We start from the raw sequence: 18,389 nt of genomic DNA, 5'->3' as shown, positions 1-18,389 counted from the left end.
ACAGCAAATTTTAATGTGCTATTTTTCGGAGCCTTCCCAGGCACCAAGGATGGGCACCAAGGATGGAGAAAACTTTTTCACACTAACCGTTCTTATGAACTATGAATGTGTTTGAAAAACTCAGATAATAAGTAACCGTCCCTGTGAACCTGTGAATGTGCCTGTGAATGTAAATAAGAAGGGGCAGGCATTTTGAATAAATACCCGCCCAACTATTGACAAAAGCCTTAATTTCACACTACTTTAAAATAAATATTTTTAATAGAGTTTTTGCTAAATTATTTAAAATTCCTTTAATATAGTATTTAATGCATTTTTTATAATATCAATTTTTTGTTTTAGCATGTCCTTATCCTTTCCATCTTGAAGGGCATTTATATATTTTTCTGCAATATCTATATCAGACTGTTTTAAGCTGGATTTAGCTTTTTGTACCATATTAATAGCTTTATTCAAAGCTGTTGATGGATCTACCGTTGTTTGAATTACAAATAGCTCATATTCTAATTGATCTTTTATTGCTCCTTCTGGAAGTATATCTATTGTTGCCTGTGCTTCTCTTGTGCTAAGTACAGTTTTAGAGCTTTGAGCAATTGCTATCTGATCTTTTGCAGCTTGTATCAATCCTGCTCCATTATCATAACCTTTATTTAGTATTGCTTCTTCAACCATCGTCAAAATACTTCCATATCTTCCTGTTTCAAATGCACTTGTATCAAAAACTCCATTAGGACATGGACAATTCCTCTGATTTGTAAGTAGAATTATAGCCATATCTTTTTTAGGATCAATGCAGGTTACTGTTCCCGTCCAACCTGTATGACCAATTGTAAGCTCACTTGCATAGGCACCAAATTCCCATGGAGCCTCATTATCAGCATTTCTATCCCATCCAAGTCCATAGGCATTATCTTCATCTGATGGTTTTATAAACTGGGCAAGTGTATTTTTATCACAGAGTTTGTATCCTCCGTATCCTCCACCATTTAATATTAACTGTGCAAGGACTGCTAAATCATGAGTAGTAGAAAACAATCCTGCATGACCAGAAACACCATCCATGCAATAAAAAGCCTTTTCATCATGAACTTGTCCCCGAATAACGCTAGTTCTTATATTAGGAAAGTATACCGAACCATCCCTTGTATTTCCATTTCTCTCAGTAGCAGCACAATCATTAACGCTGAACCCTTTTTTAAGAGGATTAAATACAGTATTTTTAAGCCCTAAGGGTTTATATATATTGTTTTCAACATATTCATCCAATGGCATTCCAGTTACTTTTTCAACAACAACCCCAAGTATCATATAATCTACATCACTATATAATGTTTTACTTCTTGGCGTATATGAAAGTGGAGTCTTAGAAAGCATCTTTATTGTCGTTTCTTTATCCTGTGAATAGAGATTATTTGCAGTTTTAGGATTAAAATAATGAATATCTGCTGAAAACCCTGCTCTGTGTTTCATTAAATCTTCAAGTGTTATAGTAGCTTTTCCCTTATAAACATCATTAGGTCCATCTTCAAAATTATCCAAATACTTTGATACCAAATCTGTTACCTTAATTTTCCCTTCACTTACAAGCTTCATTAATGCCAAATTGGTAGCAAACATTTTTGTATTTGAAGCAAGATCAAACAATGTATCAACTGTCATTTGTTCAGGGTTTTCTACTTTATTATAACCATCCCATGCCATTTTAGTGCCATAAGCAGTGTTTTTTATAATTTTACCATCCTTAATTACAATAAGTGCAGCTCCTGGAAATCCTTGACTTATTTCAGCATTTATAAATCTATCAACTATATTAAATCTACTACTATCAACTCCAACATCTTCTGGTTTTCCGTAAACAAGTTCGGGATATAAAACTTTAACATTTATATAGGAATTAGCTGGAGTAACATTAACAACCTCAAGTGTATTTTCCCCATCATGTGTATACTTACCAATGTCTACCTGAGCAATGCCATTTTGGGAACTTAAAGCATCATTTATTGGAACATAATATCCGTTTACATATATTTCTGCTGTTTGAGCTCCATGATTCTCAATAATCAAATTTCCCCTTCCTTCATAAGCTTTAAATACTCTTTTATACCTTGCATATTTCCTACTAGTTGGATTTTCTTCTGGAAATCTAAATTTTACTTGGGATTCTTTATATAATTCGTCCACAATAGTAACCTTTTGGCTGCTGCTATTTTGAAATAAATTTTCAGCATTTGCAATTTTAAGCCTTGAAGTTACTGACGATGTTAAAATTAAGGAAGTGATAATAATAAAAGCTAAAAACTTTTTAAACATCTTTCTCATAATAACTCCCCCTCTTAAAAATTATATTTAATCAAACATATAAACAGTTATAGTAATCACAACACAGCATTGCTTTTCCCTATTTGAAAAATATGTTTGTCCTTTGTAGTTATATATTCATGATGTTTCAATAATTTAAACTCCTCTTTATTCGTAAAAAGTATTGAAGTTGTAATATCTACCCCTAATGCTTCCAACTCCTCTTTATCAAATTCAACAAGAAGATCATTTTGTTTTACATACTGTCCAGTTTTAATATAAATTTTTATTTGTCCATTATTAAGCTTAAAAGTATTTACTCCAATATGAATTAGCAGCTCATATCCATCAGAACTAAGTATCCCTATTGCATGACCTGTAGGGTATAAAGCTGTTATTACTCCATTTACAGGGCTAACTACCTTGCCATCTTCTGGTTTAATGGCAAAACCTTCTCCTAATATTTTCTGTGATATTACAGGATCCTTAACCTCTTCTAATGGTATAATTTCCCCATTTAATGGTGATACAAAATCCAATTCTTTCATAATATTCCTCCTGTTATTACTTTATTAACATGTTTTCCTTAAGCCAAGGAATAATTAATTCATCATTAATTGGCAAGTTGTTGCTTGAAAGCCCTATACCTATATTTCTTTTAAAATTATGAAAGTCACTTCCTCCACTTATATATAATGAATGTCCTTTACAAAAGCATTCTAATTCATGACTGTTTTCAACTGTTGCAGAAGGGTGAAAACACTCAATACCATCTAATGAAACTAATTTTAAAATATTTTCAATAATTTCAAAGGTATTATCAAAAGCATATTCAAAAGGATGTGCAAGAAAAGCAAGACCTTTGGCATGATGAATTAAATCAACTACATCTTTAAGTGATGGATATGTTTCTGCTTCATTTAAAAAAAGCGAATGTTTAGGATTATATAGCATAAGTCTTAAAAAATCATGATAGCTTTTAGTTCCCATAACATCTAAATTTTCCTTAAACTTAATTAAGCTTTTATAAATTACTCTTTTTGAACATCCTTTTTTTATTTCACCTAATGAAATATCATCCTCAATTTTTAAGTTTTCTTTTATACATAATTTTTTTAATTTATTAAATAACCATATCTCATTCTTTTTTAAATTTTCATCGCTATAAAAATCTCTATACCAAGAATTTATAATATCAGGTTTAACTCCATATCCCAGAATTTCAATTATATATCCTTCATAAGATGTCGCAATTTCACATCCAGTAATTATATGGCTTTTAAAATTATTTAGTTTAGATAGATTTTGTTTCTCATAAGCTAATGCATGATTATGATCTGTAATTGATATATAGGTTATGTCTAATTTATTTACAAACTCTATTATCTCGTCTATTGAAAATGCACCATCTGATAAAGAAGTGTGTATGTGCAGGTCTATCATTTTATATCTCCTTCTAAAAATCTATCTTAATATATTAATTATATTTTAATAAAGAAGGGGCTATCCCCTCCTTTATTCTCCAAATATATTCTGGATTTTATCTTCTTCAATACCAAATAACCATGTTAAAACAAATCCACCTGTATATGCTGCAAGCATAGAAATTATAAACTGTAACTGCTGCCCAGGAACAACAATTAATAAACCAAATAAACCAGAAACTCCTTGAGAGATTGTACCTATTTTAAATAAACGTATCATAATTCCGCCTAATCCAGCTCCTAAACATGCTGTTATAAATGGTTTTAAAAGAGGAAGAGTTACTGCATACATTAAAGGTTCTCCAATTCCAAGTATACCAACAGGTAATGCTGCTCTTATAAATGATTTTAACTTTTCACTTCTTGTTTTTAAATATAAAGCAAATCCAGCTCCAACCTGTCCACCACCTGCCATCATAAGTATTGGCAGCAGATAATTAATCCCTTTTGTAGGCCCATTAGGATCATTAAGCATTGCATGAATAGGTGTAAGAGCTCTATGAAGACCAACTGAAACTATTGGAAGGAAAGTAGAAGATAAAATATAAGCCCCAATTACCCCTAGTTTTGTATATATAAAATTCAATCCTGAATAAATGCCGCTATTTAACCAGGAACCAAAGGGCTGTATTACTAAAAGTGAAACAAAGCCCCCAACTATTACAGTAATCAATGGTGTTAAGAAAGTATCTAATATTTCTGGAACATATTTACGCACAAATCTTTCTAAATACGCAAAGAATATACCTGTAAATAATGCTGCTAACAGTCCACCTGCTGCTGGTGCAAACTGCTGATTTGTAATTGGCAGTAAAATTGGTTTTTCACCTATCATAGCTAATAAAGGCATAGCTGGAACAGATACCGATAAAGCTCCACCAATTGCACCTAATATCGCTGATCCTTTAAACTCTTTTGCTGCATTCATGCCAACAAATATAGGAAGATATAAGAATAATGCCCATCCTAATGTCATAATCAACGCATACCACCATTGCCCTACATAAGCTTTTTTCGTTGAAACGTTAATTACATTTGTAATTCCGTTAATCATACCTGCAGCAATAATACCTGGAAGTAATGGTACAAATATGTTTGCAAAATGCTTAAGGAAAATTTGAACTTTTGATGTCTGTTTCTTTTCTATATTTCTTTTATTTTCCTTTGCTAATTCTTTTACATTATCGCTTTGGCTTCCAAGAGGAATTTTAGTCAATTCTGAAAATTCTAAGCCAATCTTGTTTACTTTTCCTGGTCCAAATACAATCTGAACAGTTTGCCCCTCAACTACACCCATTACACCTTCAATTTTCTTTAGTGCCTCAACATTAACCTTACTTGTGTCAACTACTGTAACATGAAGCCTAGTCATACATGTTGCGTTTCCACTTATATTTTCCAGCCCACCAACGTTGTCAATAACTTGTTTAGCAACTTCTTTTGATGATAGTGCCATATTCATTTCTCCCCCTTTTATTTAAAATATAAAATATAGGATTTTAAAGTATACTGCTTTAAAATCCTTTCTCTTACGATATCCAATCTTAAAACAGCTATACTAAAAAGTATTTTAAGATTTAACTTTTTCTATTGCTTTTGCAATATAGCCCTCTGACTCATCAAGTAATTTAGATGCAGAATCCTTATCCATTTTTGTTAAAATAATAAGTATTGAAAGTTTAACATTATAATTTGTTGATTCCAAAGTTTCATTTATTAATTCATCATCTGCATTTGTTGCAAGTTTTAATATTCTTTTAGCTCTATCAATTAATTTAATGTTTGATGCCTTTACATCTACCATAAGATTGCTGTAAACTTTTCCAAGCTTTATCATAGTACCTGTAGATATCATATTCAATATTAGCTTTTGTGCTGTTCCTGCCTTCATCCTTGTAGAACCCATAATAACTTCAGCCCCAACAACTGGAGAAATTAAAGTATCTACCACTTCTTTCATTACACAATCAGGATTACAAGTAATTCCTACAGTATAAGCTCCAATTTCCCTGGCATATTCTAATGCTTTTATTACATAAGGAGTCCTGCCACTTGCTGCTATCCCAACAACTACATCTTTATTATTCAATCCTTTTTTTATTAAATCTTTTTTGCCTAAATTCTCATCATCTTCTGCACCTTCAACAGACATTATTATTGCTCTCTCTCCACCAGCAATTATCCCCTGAACCATTTCTGGATCAGTACCAAATGTTGGAGGGCATTCAGAAGCATCAAGTATACCCAACCTTCCACTCGTGCCAGCACCAATATATATGAGCCTTCCACCTTTTTTTAACCTTTCTGCTGTTTTATCAACAACCTCTGCAATTTTAGGAAGTTCCTTTTCAATAGCAAAGGGTACCTTTTTATCCTCATCATTTATTTTTTTTAACATACTAAGGGTATCTAACTTATCAATATCAAGTGTATTTGGATTTCTACCTTCTGTAATTAATTTTTCAAACATAAATGCATCATCCTTTCTTAAATCTAAATTTGCTGCAAGGTTTAATCATATCAGCAAGTATATGCTGCTCTTTAGGTATATATCCTATAACGTTTACCCTTTCATCTTCTGGTAAATCAGTCATACAAATCTGGAGTTCACCAGAATATCTTTTAAATAGCATGTTGTCAATAGTAACACAGTATTTTTTTCTTTCAATTGTATTGTTTGGTTGAATAGCTTGACCAATTTTAGCATAACCTCTTGATTCTTCAGATCTAATAATATATTCTGAGGCATCACCCCTATTTGTGTGAACATCTAGAAAAATAATATCTTTTTCATGTTCAGATATATCCTTATTCAGTTCAATATCCATTTCAATAATATTATTATCAATTGCTGTCACACTTTTTAATTCATCTAAAGAAGCAAATGCATCTCCAAAATAAATATCATCTACCATTCCTGTGTAAATAAAATATTTAGCTGCAGTTGATGGAGAAATATTTCTGTGTTCCTCTATAGTAGGTAAACCTTCATACAATGGGCCACGCCTTCCTTTTTGAGAAGGAATAAATGCACCTACTTTTAACCCATACTTTTTTATCATTGTTGTTTTATCTTTAAAAAAGTTATATGAAAGTCCTGTATATGGTCTTGGATAAAAGTTGTGACATGTTCTTATTTTTTTTAGATCTGCTCCCATGAATTTAATTTTTTCAATCTGATTCTCGTTAATAGTACTGGCATTTAATTCTAATTCAATTTCAAAGCTATTATTGCTCATTTCTGATATATCATCCTCTGAAAAGCCATAGTCAAGCCTTAAGCAATCAATATTTAAGTTATAAAATGGCTTGAGGTTATTTGCTGAAGCATTTAAAATATTCATAGTAACAGGAGATATATCCACTGTTAATCTCATACCAAGGGATTTAATAAATTCTATAAGCTCAATAATCTCTTTAAGTTTGCTTTTATAATCTACCTCAGGTAAATGCATTGAAGTAAATACCATTTCTATTCCACATTCTTTTGCCATTTTTAGATATTCAAAATTTTTATTGTTTGTAAAACTATCTGTAGCATAAACGGAAATACCAAAACCCATATAATCACCTCTTATAAATTTTTTATCTAATATATTTATGCGACGAAACAGCTTCGCTCGTGTTTTCAAGGTATTTTATTATTTTGTCATATTTTCTGCATGCCACTATGGAAAACAATATATCAATTACATTCATTTGAACTATCCTTGAAGCCATAGCAGCACTTCTAAAAATGGCTTCTGTTGAATAAATAAACAATTTAATATCCGAAACTTCAGTAATAGGAGAATTACCAAATTTTGTTATACATATTGTAGTAGCACCGGCATTTTTAGCTATTTTTAATACATCTACTGTATCAGAAGTTCTTCCTGAGTAAGATATTCCAACTGCCACATCTCCATTTGTCAAATTAGAAGCTGATGCAAGCTGAAGATGTATATCATTATATGCTGTACAAAATTCATTAATTCGCGTGAATTTTTGCATAGCATCTTGTGCAACAATTGCAGATGCTCCAACTCCGTAAAAATTAATTTTTCTGGCATTAATTAAAGCCTCAGCTGCTCTTTCTACATCATTTTTATCTAATATATTCATTGTCTTTTCTATTGACTGCATATTATTTTTTGATATTTTACTAATTATCATTTCTACACTATCATCGGCATTAACAAATCCTTGAATGCTTTTTGCTTTATAAGTAAAATCAACTGAAATTTTTATCTTCATATCTTGATAACCTTTATATCCCATAGTTTTACAAAATCTTACTATTGATGCTTCACTTGTATTGCTTTCTTTCGCAAGTTCAACAATTGATAGATCAGAAATTTTTTCAGTATTATTTATTATATATTCAGCAATTTTTCTTTCCGAAGGTTTCATATTATTTATTAAAGATTTTATTTTATCTATATCTCCAGGCATAAATAGAATGCTCCTTTCAAATTAACTCTTTTGTTAATAATAAGCATTTATTTTAATCATTAAGCAATTATGGATTTTATTTACAATTTAATGATAGCACTCTTGTAAATAATTTTCAATATTCTTAAGAATTTGTGTAAAAATTTTTCATTTAAAATAAAAAAAACAGTTCATACGATATTATAATCATAAGAACTGCTTCCTTATTTTTTTAATATATTAATTTATTTCCCACACCATTTATGGCAGAATCTATTCTTTTTATCACAAACAACTTCTTTTGAACCACAGCTAGGGCATGTATGCTTATCGTGTTCATAATTCAAATCATAAACATTACCACAATTTAAGCACTTAAACTTACATGAATCTGAGGTATAATAACCTCCAGTAATGTGTATTGCTTTTCCCTGTGTTAGTGCCACTGCTACCTTATTTCTTGCACTGTCAATGATGTTTTGAAAGGTTTGCCTTGAAACCTGCATTTTCTCAGCACATTCTTCCTGATTAAGACCTTCAATATCCTTTAGTCTCATTGCTTCAAGTTCTTCAATCTTTAGGACAATTTCTTCTACTTCACACTTTCTTTTGCCCAGTGGTACAAAATAAGTATTTTCTGGGAAAAATTCAACTCTTCTACATTTTATCGGTCTTGGCATTTATTTACCTCCCTGCATCTTTTACATAGCCCAATGAGCATTATATTTGCATCATAAATATCCAAATCATTTTTTTCTTGGATTGATTTATTTAACTTTAAATACTCTAAAGCAATCTCTCTTTCATCAATATCTATTATATCATTACATTTAATACACTGAAAATGTATATGCAGGGGTTTTTTACTATAGATTTTCAGTTCATAATAACTTACTCCATCTACAACAATTTCTTTTACTATACCAATACTTTTAAATATATTTAAATTTCTATATATTGTTGCAAGACCGATGTTTTTTTTCACCCTTTGATAAATCTCTTCCACACTCAAGTGTCTTTCAGCTATACAAAGCTGCTGTAATATCAATTTTCTTTGATGTGTAAATTTATATCCATTTTTTTCTATAAAATTTTTTACAAGAAAAAATTTATCTTCTGTCAAATCATTATTCATCACCTCATCCATAAAGGCACCCCTGTTACTTATTCATGGCAGTGGCCTTCATGCTTGTGTTCCCTGCATATACTTCCTGTAGATTTTAGCTCTCCATTTAAATACTGCTTTATAACATCATCGCAATATCCTCCAACACCTACTATAACATCTATATTGTTTTGTGCAAAAAGTTGCTGAGCTGTTTCTCCCATTCCCCCTGCGATTACAACATTTATACCTAATCCCCTTAGAAAATCAGGCAAGAACCCTGGCCTGTGCCCTGGATTTTGTATTAAATCCTTATTTACTACCTTGCTTTCTTCAACCTCATATACTGTAAATCCTTCACAATGCCCAAAGTGTGCACTTACATACATTCCTTCACTTGCAATAGCTATCTTCATTAATATTCCTCCTTAAAATTATTATTTAATAAATTTATGTGTTTACAAATATTATCCCACATAAGTCTTATAGCCTGATTTGCCTTACTATTTTCATAATAGATAATAGACTTTAACTCATTAATTGATTTAATGACTGTATCATCATAAGGTATTTTACCAATTAAATAAACATCATTATCTATGCAATATTTCTCAATTTCTTCTGTCATTTTACAATTAATATCATATTTATTTATACATACAAAAGTAAGTACACCAAAATGCCTACACAGCTCCATTATTCTCTTAAAATCTTCAAGGCCTGATTGTGTTGGTTCTGTAACAATAAGTACTGCATCACTTCCTGTAATTGAAGATATTACAGGGCAACCAATCCCTGGAGAACCATCAATAATTATAATTGTATTATCATCTTCAAACTTTCTGGCATTGCTGCGAAGCTTTGTTATAAGCTTCCCAGAACCTTCACTGCCTACTTCCATCTGAGCTCTTGAAATAATTCCTTTATTAGTTTGGGTGATATATATATCAGCAGTTTTTTGCTCTTTTAACCTTATTATCTTTTCAGGGCAAACCAGCACACATGCTCCACAGCCTTCACATTTAAATGAATTCACTATACCATCTTTTATCGCATCAAACTGGCATACCTTTTCACATTCCTTGCAATCTATACAAAATCTTTTATCAATTACCGCTTTCTTTTCCCCATAAAAGTATTCCTTTTTTATATCTTTCCCATCATAAAAAAGGTATAGATTAGGTGCATCCACATCGCAGTCTACTTTTACTACATCTTTTGCAAGTTCAGATAGTGCTAAGGCTATTGTGGTTTTACCTGTACCGCCCTTACCGCTTATTACTGTCAGCTCCAAGGGAACACCTCCCTTAAACTCTTTACAATATCCTCAAATATTTTTTTATATTCAGGCAGATTTATAATCATTTTACCTGAAGAATAAACCTCTGCTGCCTCTCTTTTATAAGGTATAATCCCCAATATTTTTATATTTTCTTCTTTACAGTATTTTTGAATTCTCTCATCCCCAGTATTATATTTATTTATTATAACACCAAATGGAATATTAAAATTTCTTACAAGCTGCACTGCCATTTTTAAATCATGAAGTCCAAAGGAAGAAGGCTCCGTTACTAATATTGCATAATCTGCATATTGAAGAGAATTTACTACATTACAGGATGTCCCCGGGGCACAATCAATAATATTTAAGCCTTTTGGAAGATCCTTTAATAATTTTTTTATAACTGGTACTGCCATTGGTTCTCCTACATTCAATACTCCTCTTTTGCAAATTAAACTACCATAGTGCCCTTCTTCAATTATTCCTATTGTCCTTTTTTCAAAGGTTATAGCTCCATTTTTACACACTATCCCACATGCATGACATCCATGACATAGTTTTTCAAATAGCATAATTTCTTTCTTTGTTTTAACCAAAGCATTAAATTGGCATACTTTTACACACTCACCACATAAACTGCACTTGTTTTTATCAACAATAGGATAATCAACCATGACTTCTTCTTTTTTTAATTGTGAGGGGTTTAAGAATATAAACCCATTTGGCTCTTCAACATCACAGTCAATATAATTTGCTCCTGTAATAACGGAAAGACTGGTAGATACTGTTGTTTTACCAGTACCTCCCTTTCCACTTAATATGGCTATGTTCAATCTATCTTCCCCCTCTAAATCCTCTTCCTGCTCCTATACCCATTCCTGCATGGGCAGGACCTGCTTGTGTTAATTCATCCAGCTTGCCTTCATTAAAAAGCTGTATAGCCCTTTCAACATTAATACTGCCACATCGGTATACCTTAATATCCGAATTTTTTAAAAGATTAAAAGCATTAGGTCCTAAATTCCCAGTGATTACAACATCTACATCTTCATCAATAATTTGCTGAGCAGCTGCAATTCCTGCTCCTCCTCCTGACATTTGGCCTTTATTTTCAATTGCCTTTGCTATCTCCCCTTCAGTATCATAGATTACAAAGTAATTACACCTTCCGAACCTTACATCAAGTAAACTATTTAAGCCCTTACCCTCTGAAGAAACTGCAATTTTCATATAAAACACCCCACTTTTTTTATTCATTATTGGACAATTTATACAGTTAGATATTACAAGCTCTTTTTGTAATTGGCTTATGCTAATTACATTATATATCCTTATTTTGTTATTGTCAAATGCCATTTATTCATAAATTTTTAATGATGATATAAAATAAAAAACCCTACAGAAAACGAAGCACTACTTCGCATTTGCTGTAAGGTTTATAGACTATTTTTTAAATCTGGTTATTTTTTACTCTCTGTATTAAATCCTCAACTTTTTTCTTAATAATATCCCTTGTTTTTCTATAATCTTCTATTGGGCCACCTGATGGGTCAGTAAGCCCCCAATCTTCCCTGTGTTTGCATGGAACATAAGGGCATTCAACATTGCACCCCATCGTTATTAAGATATCTACCTTTGCAGGAATATCACTTAATAGTTTTGGATGATGACTGCTCATATCAACTCCTGCTTCTTCCATTACCTTTACTGCCAATGGTTTTACTTCATGGTAATTTTCCGTTCCTGCAGAATATGCTTCTAGTACATCACTTCCTAATTTCTTTGCCCATCCTTCTGCCATTTGAGATCTACAGGAGTTATGGACACATACAAATGCAACCTTTTTTTTCATATATTTTATATTCTCCTTTCATCGGTTTATCTAAACCAATGCCTTGTATTGTTAGCTATTCTAACAAGTGTCAGCATCACTGGAACTTCAACCAAAACCCCTACAACTGTTGCAAGAGCAGCTCCTGAGTCAAGCCCAAAGAGTGAAATTGCAACTGCAACAGCAAGTTCAAAGAAGTTACTTGCTCCAATCATTCCTGCAGGGGCTGCTATATCATGTGGAAGCTTCCATATATTTGCCCATCCATAAGCGATAAAGAAAATTAAAAATGTCTGGATAATTAATGGTATAGCAATTAATAAGATATGCAAAGGATTACTTAAAATAATTTCCCCCTGGAAAGAAAAAATAATTATTAAAGTTAGAAGTAATCCTGCAACAGTTACATTATCAAACTTTTTGAGAAAAACATTTTCAAAATACCCTTTCCCCTTATTTTTTATGATATTTCTTCTTGTAAGGTATCCTCCAACCAAAGGAATTACAACAAATAGGACTGTAGATAATACCAGCGTGTCATAAGGAACACTTACATTACTTACACCTAATAGAAATGCTACAATTGGTGTAAATGCAAATAATATAATTAAGTCATTAACTGCTACCTGAACTAATGTATAAGCTGGATCGCCTTTGGTTAGATAACTCCATACAAACACCATAGCAGTACATGGTGCTGCTCCTAATAATACTGCACCTGCCAAATACTCTGTTGCCAAATCTGGGCCAATCCACCTTCTGAATACTACTTTTAAGAAAAACGCTGCTATAAGATACATTGTAAAAGGCTTGATAAGCCAGTTCGTCACACAGGTAACTATAAGCCCCTTTGGTTTCTTTGTTACCCTCATAATGCTTGAAAAATCAATTTTTAGCATCATAGGGTATATCATAAGCCATATAAGAATGGCAACGGGAATTGATACATTAGCATATTCAAATTTGCTTAAAGTTTTAGGAATTGCAGGAATCAATTGTCCTATGCCAACTCCTACTATAATACATACTGCAACCCATAGTGTAAGGTATTTTTCAAAAAAACCTAATCCATTGCTTCCTTTTGTTGCTTTATTGTTACTCAATTTTAGTACCTCCAATTAGTTAATTAATTTGCATCTTTAATTTCAATATATTATCCTTAAATAAACTAATTATCTTTTCTCAATTGTTCACAGCCCAAGTTACTGCTTTTATATGCTTTTAATCTTTCTGCATCCTTTAGCCATTGCTTATCTTCATCAATTTTTATTTTTAGGAATTCATATAGTAAATTATTTTCTTTAATAAATTTGTTATCTATCTTATAGTAAACCCACTGTGATTTCTTTTCACTGGTTATAATACCTGCATTTTTTAATTTGTTCAGGTGTCTTGAAACATTGGACTGAGTCATATTTAATACTGCTTCTATCTCACATACACAAAGTTCCTGTTTTATTAACAAATTTAATATTCTAATCCGGTTTTCATCCCCTAATGCTTTAAAAATTTCCATCAAATTCAATCCATCACCTCCTATATGATTATATTCATTTATAATCATATATTAGTATAAATTTATATCTCTGTCAACAATTCTATACTTTTTTCGACATAAAAAACTTCCCTATAGCAGCATTTTAATAACATTGCTATAGAGAAGTAAATGTATGTCAATATAGTAGACACAAAATCAAAGGCGTAGCATATAATTTTATATTCTAATTATTTTTATTTCTTCTTGCTTCGATTTCACTTGTTATCTTATAAAAGAAGTTAGTATCAATTTTATAAAATAGCATCGGTATTATTCCAAGAAGTAAGAATAATGCAGGTACTAAATTAGTTACGATGTTTATTCCTTTCATTGCTAATTCTGTCTGTGCAACATTAGGTACATATCCATAAGCTGCCAATGCAAGTGCCCCTGCACTTCCTGCAAATGCCGTAGCAAACTTTGTAGCCAAGCTTACAGTAGCATATACTGTTCCTTCTGCACGAACTCCAACTTTCCATTCAGCATATTCAATGCAGTCTGCTGTCATGCTAAGCATTAAAGGAGCACCAAAGCCATTAAGGCCATATATAACAGAACCTATTAATATCATAGGAATATTGTTATAATCTGAAAAATAAACTATCAATAGTCCAATAGCTCCTACAAGTAACGAAGCAATAGCAGCTTTCCTTTTTTCTAATTTCTTTGCAATATACGGTGCAAAAACAACAGAAATAAGATTTGTTACTCCAACAGTAGTCATAAGAACAGCTATCATATCTGGTCTTTTCATATTATATATAGCATAATAAACTACCAATCCTAATCTTCCAAAGAGAGTTGATAGAGCTAAAAATCCATAAATTATAACACATAGCAGCTGTGAATTTTTAGCAACACATAAAAAGGACTCTTTTAATGTAATTTGTTGTTGTTCTTTTGGAGGTTCTATTACTTCTTTGCAGTTTTTAAATACTAACCAGAACATAGGTACAGCAATCAACGAATAAAGGACAGTTGTCCAAAAATATCCTTTTTGCATATTTCCGTTTCCAATTTTTAATATCAAAGGCATTGTTACCATTCCAATAACTATAGCAGCAGCATTTGTAGAAAACATTCTAAATGTATTTAGGGTTGTTCTTTCATTCGTATCCTTTGTCATAACGGTTGCTAAAGCTCCATAAGGCACATTAACTGCAGTATATGCCATATCCAATGATATGTAAGTAACGTATGCAAATATCAATTTTCCTAATGGAGAAAAGTGTGGAACTGTAAATGTAAGTATATTTGCTATCGCTAAAAATATAGGCCCATATAATAAATACGGTCTAAAGCGTCCATATTTACTCTTTGTACGCTCCATAATCAGTCCCATTATAGGATCATTAATACCGTCCCATATCCTTGCAATTAAAAAAAGTGTTGCAACAGCTACCGGAGCAAGCCCAAAAGTATCTGTATAAAATATCATTAAATAAGATGATACCATTGACCAGCTTAAATTGCTTGCAAAGTCACCAATTCCATAGCTAAATTTTGTTATAAAGCTCAGCTTACCCTCTGATGCAATACTTGTTTTTTTACTTACAATTTCAGTATTCATTTTATCCCCCCATTTATTAATTTATATAGTCGACTATGTTTAAATTATAAATTAAAACCATATATTTACACATTCGATATATTATATAATTGTGTATAAAATTTTAAACTTTTTGATTATACAATAAATTAACAAGGAAATAATATTAAATTTTTATATATTTTTTTTAACCTTGTTTAGAAAATTTTTATACAAAAAAGGCAGGCTAAATTTAATATTTTAACCTGCCTTTTTTATTTATACTCATATTCAATTTCATACAAATTCACTTCATGGGGCTCAAGTATACTTTCTATTTTTAATTCATCTTTACATTCTACATAGAAAATAGTTTGCTTAGGTACACAAATCTGTTTTAAATAATTAATTTCATCCTTCCTGAGATTGTTAATCCCATTCATTTTAATCCATTCATCTAAAATACTTCCATGCCTTCTATTGAGGGTATACTTTTTTACCCTGTAGTGACCACTCCTTATTCCTTTTAAATAAATATTCAAATATAAATTTTGGTAGTCTTCAAAAATACTATAATACCTGTCAATACTTACAGATATCTCTTCATTTAAACAATAAAAATAATCAAAATGTTTATAGTTATAGGTTATAATCTCATATTTATATGAAGATTTTCTTGTAATAACATAACCATCACCTTTACCTACAAGTACATTTCCTAATTTTTTTAACATCCAAAAAGCATAGAACCCAGGTTTTCTTATTCCATCTTTACTTATAAGCCCCATATCACCATACAGCAATGTTTTTGAATCCTTTAGCTCTCCTGAAAGATCTGAACAGAACCAATACCCAAAACTATTTGTAATATCCAGCGTATCAATAACGCTTTTTATTATATATGAGCCTTTAAATGTAGTATCATTAGCAGGATGGCGATGTGAAATACTGCAATTCCATTCAGTAACATGTACTTCAGGAATTAAGCTTCCTGATGCCTTTAAAATTTTAAGTACCTTATCTAAGTAAAACTTATGAAAATCCCTATCAGTTGAAGATATAAGCCTTAATAAGTTATTTTCAATATCAGATTTTTTCTCCTCAACTATATCATAAGGATATAAAACCACCGAAAAAAAATCAGGCCTTACTTCTCTTTTTTCCCACTGTTTTAATAGCTCTGGCATAAAATTTAAATTTGTTTCCGGATTCATACCCGGTCCTCCAACTTTAGCATTAGGGACTAACTGTTTTATTACATTGTAACAATTTTCAAAAAAATCAATATATTTACTAAAGTTGCCATCCCATATAACATAATTCTTATCTCCTTCCTTCCAAATTTCAAAATACCATTGAGATACTTCATCTATACCATATCTGCTTATGCAATGCTCAACAAACTTCTTTAGCAAATTAAAATATTCTTTACCTCCATTATTAATTGACGGATTTTTGTAATATAAAATCTTATCCGGTGTCAAATTTAATACTTTAGCCTTATTACCAAGCTCTATAAATGGTTTCATTTCAATACTATATAAAAAGTCAATCAGCTTATCTATTTTTGTAAAATTATATTCAAAGTCTCTCTCATTCTGATCTGTATCAAAAAGCATTTCATCACTAAAAATACCTTGGAATCTTGCATATTTAAATTTCAAAGTATTTTGTATTTCAATTAAATGCTGCTGAAAGTCAAATCTTAACCCATCAGGTGCATAACCTAAGTTTATCATATTATTCCATGAATGATTAATTTGCTCACCTTTTACTGTATTTACATCAACAACTATATTATTACTAATCATTGAATCCTTTTCTTTATCTTTGATATTCAATTCTTCATCTACATTAATGTATTCTTCTAGATGCTCAATAGCTTTATCATACTCAACATTTATAGTTTCTGAATATAACTTTTCACTCTCATCTATAAATGTTTGTTTTTTTCTTATCTGATTTCTGTACTCTGCTGGAGTAACATTAAACTTTTCCTTGAAAATTTTATTAAATGCAGCTAAATTAGGAAATCCATTCTGCATTGCAATCTTTGTAACTGAATTATCTGTTTGAATTAATTCCTTTACTGCCTGAGCTAACCTAAATTCATTTAAATACTTTGTAAATGTTATATTCATTTGAGTTTTAAAAAACTTTGATAAATATTCAGGAGTTAAATATTGTGATTTTGCCACATCACAAAGAGAAATCTGCTGATTATAGTTTTGCTTAATATATTTTAAAATATTGTTTATACGTTCATTATATTTATTGCTTTGCACTTCTAAAGAACATGTTTTATTTGAATCTATAATTAAAAAATTCTTATTCAATAAATAAATAAGCTTGTACAACAAAGACATGATTTGAAGCTCATAGCTATCTTCTCTTTTTGAATACTCAAGCATAATTTTAACTAATATCTTCCTTATGCTTTCATAATTTTTATCCTTATCTAAACAAGAATTACATAAATAAAGGCTTTCTCCTTTTTTTGCTACTTTATTAAAAAAATCATAATCAATATGCAATAATAAAACAAGGTTTTCCTTTATACCATTTATTTCATAAACGTCACCATTGTTAATTAAAAGGACATCAGTTTCAGTTAATTTATAAGATTTATTATTTATAACTATATTTAGTTCTCCCTTTAATACAAATATAAATTCAATATTTTTTTGAATATTGGTAGATATCCTTCTTATATTATTTAAATATGCTTTAACTGGCAATCCATAAACACTATCTTTCTTACTTAATTTATTATTCATGTACATGTCCCCTCTAAAATATTGTTATTAAACTTTTAAAATAATATATTATTTTTAGATATCTACTAAAAACTTATTATATCTTGTTTTTTGTAATATTTTTTAAATCAATTTTAATTAAATATCATATCCAG

At 30.7% G+C, this 18,389-nt stretch carries 18 protein-coding genes; all 18 read right to left on the bottom strand.

Annotated elements, in window-relative coordinates:
- Positions 1–282: 282 nt before the first annotated feature.
- Positions 283–2,319 carry a penicillin binding protein PBP4B gene (gene pbp4b / locus FDN13_RS11785; RefSeq protein ID WP_138980572.1) on the bottom strand — a complete coding sequence of 679 codons (2,037 nt, stop codon included), beginning with the start codon at positions 2,317–2,319 and terminating at the stop codon, positions 283–285.
- Positions 2,320–2,375: 56 nt separating this feature from the next.
- Positions 2,376–2,846 carry a PTS sugar transporter subunit IIA gene (locus FDN13_RS11780; RefSeq protein WP_138980571.1) on the bottom strand — a complete coding sequence of 157 codons (471 nt, stop codon included), beginning with the start codon at positions 2,844–2,846 and terminating at the stop codon, positions 2,376–2,378.
- 16 nt (positions 2,847–2,862) lie between these two features.
- Positions 2,863–3,741, bottom strand: coding sequence for a PHP domain-containing protein (locus FDN13_RS11775; RefSeq protein WP_138980570.1), 879 nt, complete (start codon positions 3,739–3,741; stop codon positions 2,863–2,865).
- 72 nt (positions 3,742–3,813) lie between these two features.
- Positions 3,814–5,238 carry a PTS transporter subunit EIIC gene (locus tag FDN13_RS11770; RefSeq protein WP_207670885.1) on the bottom strand — a complete coding sequence of 475 codons (1,425 nt, stop codon included), beginning with the start codon at positions 5,236–5,238 and terminating at the stop codon, positions 3,814–3,816.
- Positions 5,239–5,352: 114 nt separating this feature from the next.
- Positions 5,353–6,252, bottom strand: coding sequence for an N-acetylmuramic acid 6-phosphate etherase (murQ, locus tag FDN13_RS11765; protein ID WP_138980568.1), 900 nt, complete (start codon positions 6,250–6,252; stop codon positions 5,353–5,355).
- A 7-nt stretch (positions 6,253–6,259) separates the two neighbouring features.
- Positions 6,260–7,345: a DUF871 domain-containing protein gene (locus FDN13_RS11760; RefSeq protein WP_138980567.1), complete on the bottom strand. Its 1,086-nt coding sequence runs from the start codon at positions 7,343–7,345 to the stop codon at positions 6,260–6,262.
- Between the two features lie 22 nt (positions 7,346–7,367).
- Positions 7,368–8,216, bottom strand: coding sequence for a MurR/RpiR family transcriptional regulator (locus FDN13_RS11755; RefSeq protein WP_138980566.1), 849 nt, complete (start codon positions 8,214–8,216; stop codon positions 7,368–7,370).
- Positions 8,217–8,440: 224 nt separating this feature from the next.
- Positions 8,441–8,875: a DUF134 domain-containing protein gene (locus FDN13_RS11750; protein ID WP_138980565.1), complete on the bottom strand. Its 435-nt coding sequence runs from the start codon at positions 8,873–8,875 to the stop codon at positions 8,441–8,443.
- A complete protein-coding gene (locus FDN13_RS11745) occupies positions 8,860–9,342 on the bottom strand; it encodes a Fur family transcriptional regulator (RefSeq protein ID WP_138980564.1) in 483 nt (160 codons plus the stop codon). The genes FDN13_RS11750 and FDN13_RS11745 overlap by 16 nt, the downstream gene beginning before the upstream one ends.
- Positions 9,343–9,359: 17 nt before the next feature.
- A complete protein-coding gene (locus FDN13_RS11740) occupies positions 9,360–9,716 on the bottom strand; it encodes a NifB/NifX family molybdenum-iron cluster-binding protein (protein ID WP_138980563.1) in 357 nt (118 codons plus the stop codon).
- Positions 9,716–10,594, bottom strand: a complete 879-nt coding sequence (locus tag FDN13_RS11735; protein WP_138980562.1) for an ATP-binding protein — start codon at positions 10,592–10,594, stop codon at positions 9,716–9,718. Before FDN13_RS11735 ends, FDN13_RS11740 begins: the two co-directional genes overlap by 1 nt.
- Positions 10,585–11,415, bottom strand: coding sequence for a 4Fe-4S binding protein (locus FDN13_RS11730; RefSeq protein ID WP_138980561.1), 831 nt, complete (start codon positions 11,413–11,415; stop codon positions 10,585–10,587). Before FDN13_RS11730 ends, FDN13_RS11735 begins: the two co-directional genes overlap by 10 nt.
- A 1-nt stretch (position 11,416) precedes the next feature.
- The gene (locus FDN13_RS11725; RefSeq protein ID WP_138980560.1) at positions 11,417–11,812 is read right to left on the bottom strand and encodes a NifB/NifX family molybdenum-iron cluster-binding protein; all 396 of its coding nucleotides are present in this window, start codon (positions 11,810–11,812) and stop codon (positions 11,417–11,419) included.
- 220 nt (positions 11,813–12,032) lie between these two features.
- Positions 12,033–12,434 (bottom strand): arsenate reductase ArsC, encoded by a 402-nt coding sequence (locus FDN13_RS11720; RefSeq protein ID WP_138980559.1) that lies wholly within the window; start codon positions 12,432–12,434, stop codon positions 12,033–12,035.
- Between the two features lie 26 nt (positions 12,435–12,460).
- Positions 12,461–13,516: an ACR3 family arsenite efflux transporter gene (arsB, locus tag FDN13_RS11715; RefSeq protein ID WP_138980558.1), complete on the bottom strand. Its 1,056-nt coding sequence runs from the start codon at positions 13,514–13,516 to the stop codon at positions 12,461–12,463.
- Positions 13,517–13,581: 65 nt separating this feature from the next.
- Positions 13,582–13,929: an ArsR/SmtB family transcription factor gene (locus tag FDN13_RS11710; protein ID WP_435369332.1), complete on the bottom strand. Its 348-nt coding sequence runs from the start codon at positions 13,927–13,929 to the stop codon at positions 13,582–13,584.
- A 205-nt stretch (positions 13,930–14,134) separates the two neighbouring features.
- Positions 14,135–15,520 (bottom strand): MFS transporter, encoded by a 1,386-nt coding sequence (locus tag FDN13_RS11705; protein ID WP_138980556.1) that lies wholly within the window; start codon positions 15,518–15,520, stop codon positions 14,135–14,137.
- 233 nt (positions 15,521–15,753) lie between these two features.
- On the bottom strand, positions 15,754–18,255 hold the full coding sequence (locus FDN13_RS11700) for a GH39 family glycosyl hydrolase (RefSeq protein ID WP_138980555.1): 2,502 nt from the start codon (positions 18,253–18,255) through the stop codon (positions 15,754–15,756).
- Positions 18,256–18,389: the final 134 nt, after the last annotated feature.

The organism is Caloramator sp. E03 (assembly GCF_006016075.1).
Lineage (GTDB): Bacteria > Bacillota > Clostridia > Clostridiales > Caloramatoraceae > Caloramator_B.
The sequence above is the reverse complement of the archived record's forward strand: the minus strand, read 5'-3'. Positions and strand labels throughout refer to the sequence as shown.

What these genes read in the sequence shown, in the direction of transcription:
- pbp4b (WP_138980572.1), bottom strand. Translation starts at nt 2,319, where the DNA reads ATGAGAAAGATGTTTAAAAAGTTTTTAGCTTTTATTATTATCACTTCC.
- FDN13_RS11780 (WP_138980571.1), bottom strand. Translation starts at nt 2,846, where the DNA reads ATGAAAGAATTGGATTTTGTATCACCATTAAATGGGGAAATTATACCA.
- FDN13_RS11775 (WP_138980570.1), bottom strand. Translation starts at nt 3,741, where the DNA reads ATGATAGACCTGCACATACACACTTCTTTATCAGATGGTGCATTTTCA.
- FDN13_RS11770 (WP_207670885.1), bottom strand. Translation starts at nt 5,238, where the DNA reads ATGGCACTATCATCAAAAGAAGTTGCTAAACAAGTTATTGACAACGTT.
- murQ (WP_138980568.1), bottom strand. Translation starts at nt 6,252, where the DNA reads ATGTTTGAAAAATTAATTACAGAAGGTAGAAATCCAAATACACTTGAT.
- FDN13_RS11760 (WP_138980567.1), bottom strand. Translation starts at nt 7,345, where the DNA reads ATGGGTTTTGGTATTTCCGTTTATGCTACAGATAGTTTTACAAACAAT.
- FDN13_RS11755 (WP_138980566.1), bottom strand. Translation starts at nt 8,216, where the DNA reads ATGCCTGGAGATATAGATAAAATAAAATCTTTAATAAATAATATGAAA.
- FDN13_RS11750 (WP_138980565.1), bottom strand. Translation starts at nt 8,875, where the DNA reads ATGCCAAGACCGATAAAATGTAGAAGAGTTGAATTTTTCCCAGAAAAT.
- FDN13_RS11745 (WP_138980564.1), bottom strand. Translation starts at nt 9,342, where the DNA reads ATGGATGAGGTGATGAATAATGATTTGACAGAAGATAAATTTTTTCTT.
- FDN13_RS11740 (WP_138980563.1), bottom strand. Translation starts at nt 9,716, where the DNA reads ATGAAGATAGCTATTGCAAGTGAAGGAATGTATGTAAGTGCACACTTT.
- FDN13_RS11725 (WP_138980560.1), bottom strand. Translation starts at nt 11,812, where the DNA reads ATGAAAATTGCAGTTTCTTCAGAGGGTAAGGGCTTAAATAGTTTACTT.
- FDN13_RS11720 (WP_138980559.1), bottom strand. Translation starts at nt 12,434, where the DNA reads ATGAAAAAAAAGGTTGCATTTGTATGTGTCCATAACTCCTGTAGATCT.
- FDN13_RS11710 (WP_435369332.1), bottom strand. Translation starts at nt 13,929, where the DNA reads ATGGAAATTTTTAAAGCATTAGGGGATGAAAACCGGATTAGAATATTA.
- FDN13_RS11705 (WP_138980556.1), bottom strand. Translation starts at nt 15,520, where the DNA reads ATGAATACTGAAATTGTAAGTAAAAAAACAAGTATTGCATCAGAGGGT.
- FDN13_RS11700 (WP_138980555.1), bottom strand. Translation starts at nt 18,255, where the DNA reads ATGAATAATAAATTAAGTAAGAAAGATAGTGTTTATGGATTGCCAGTT.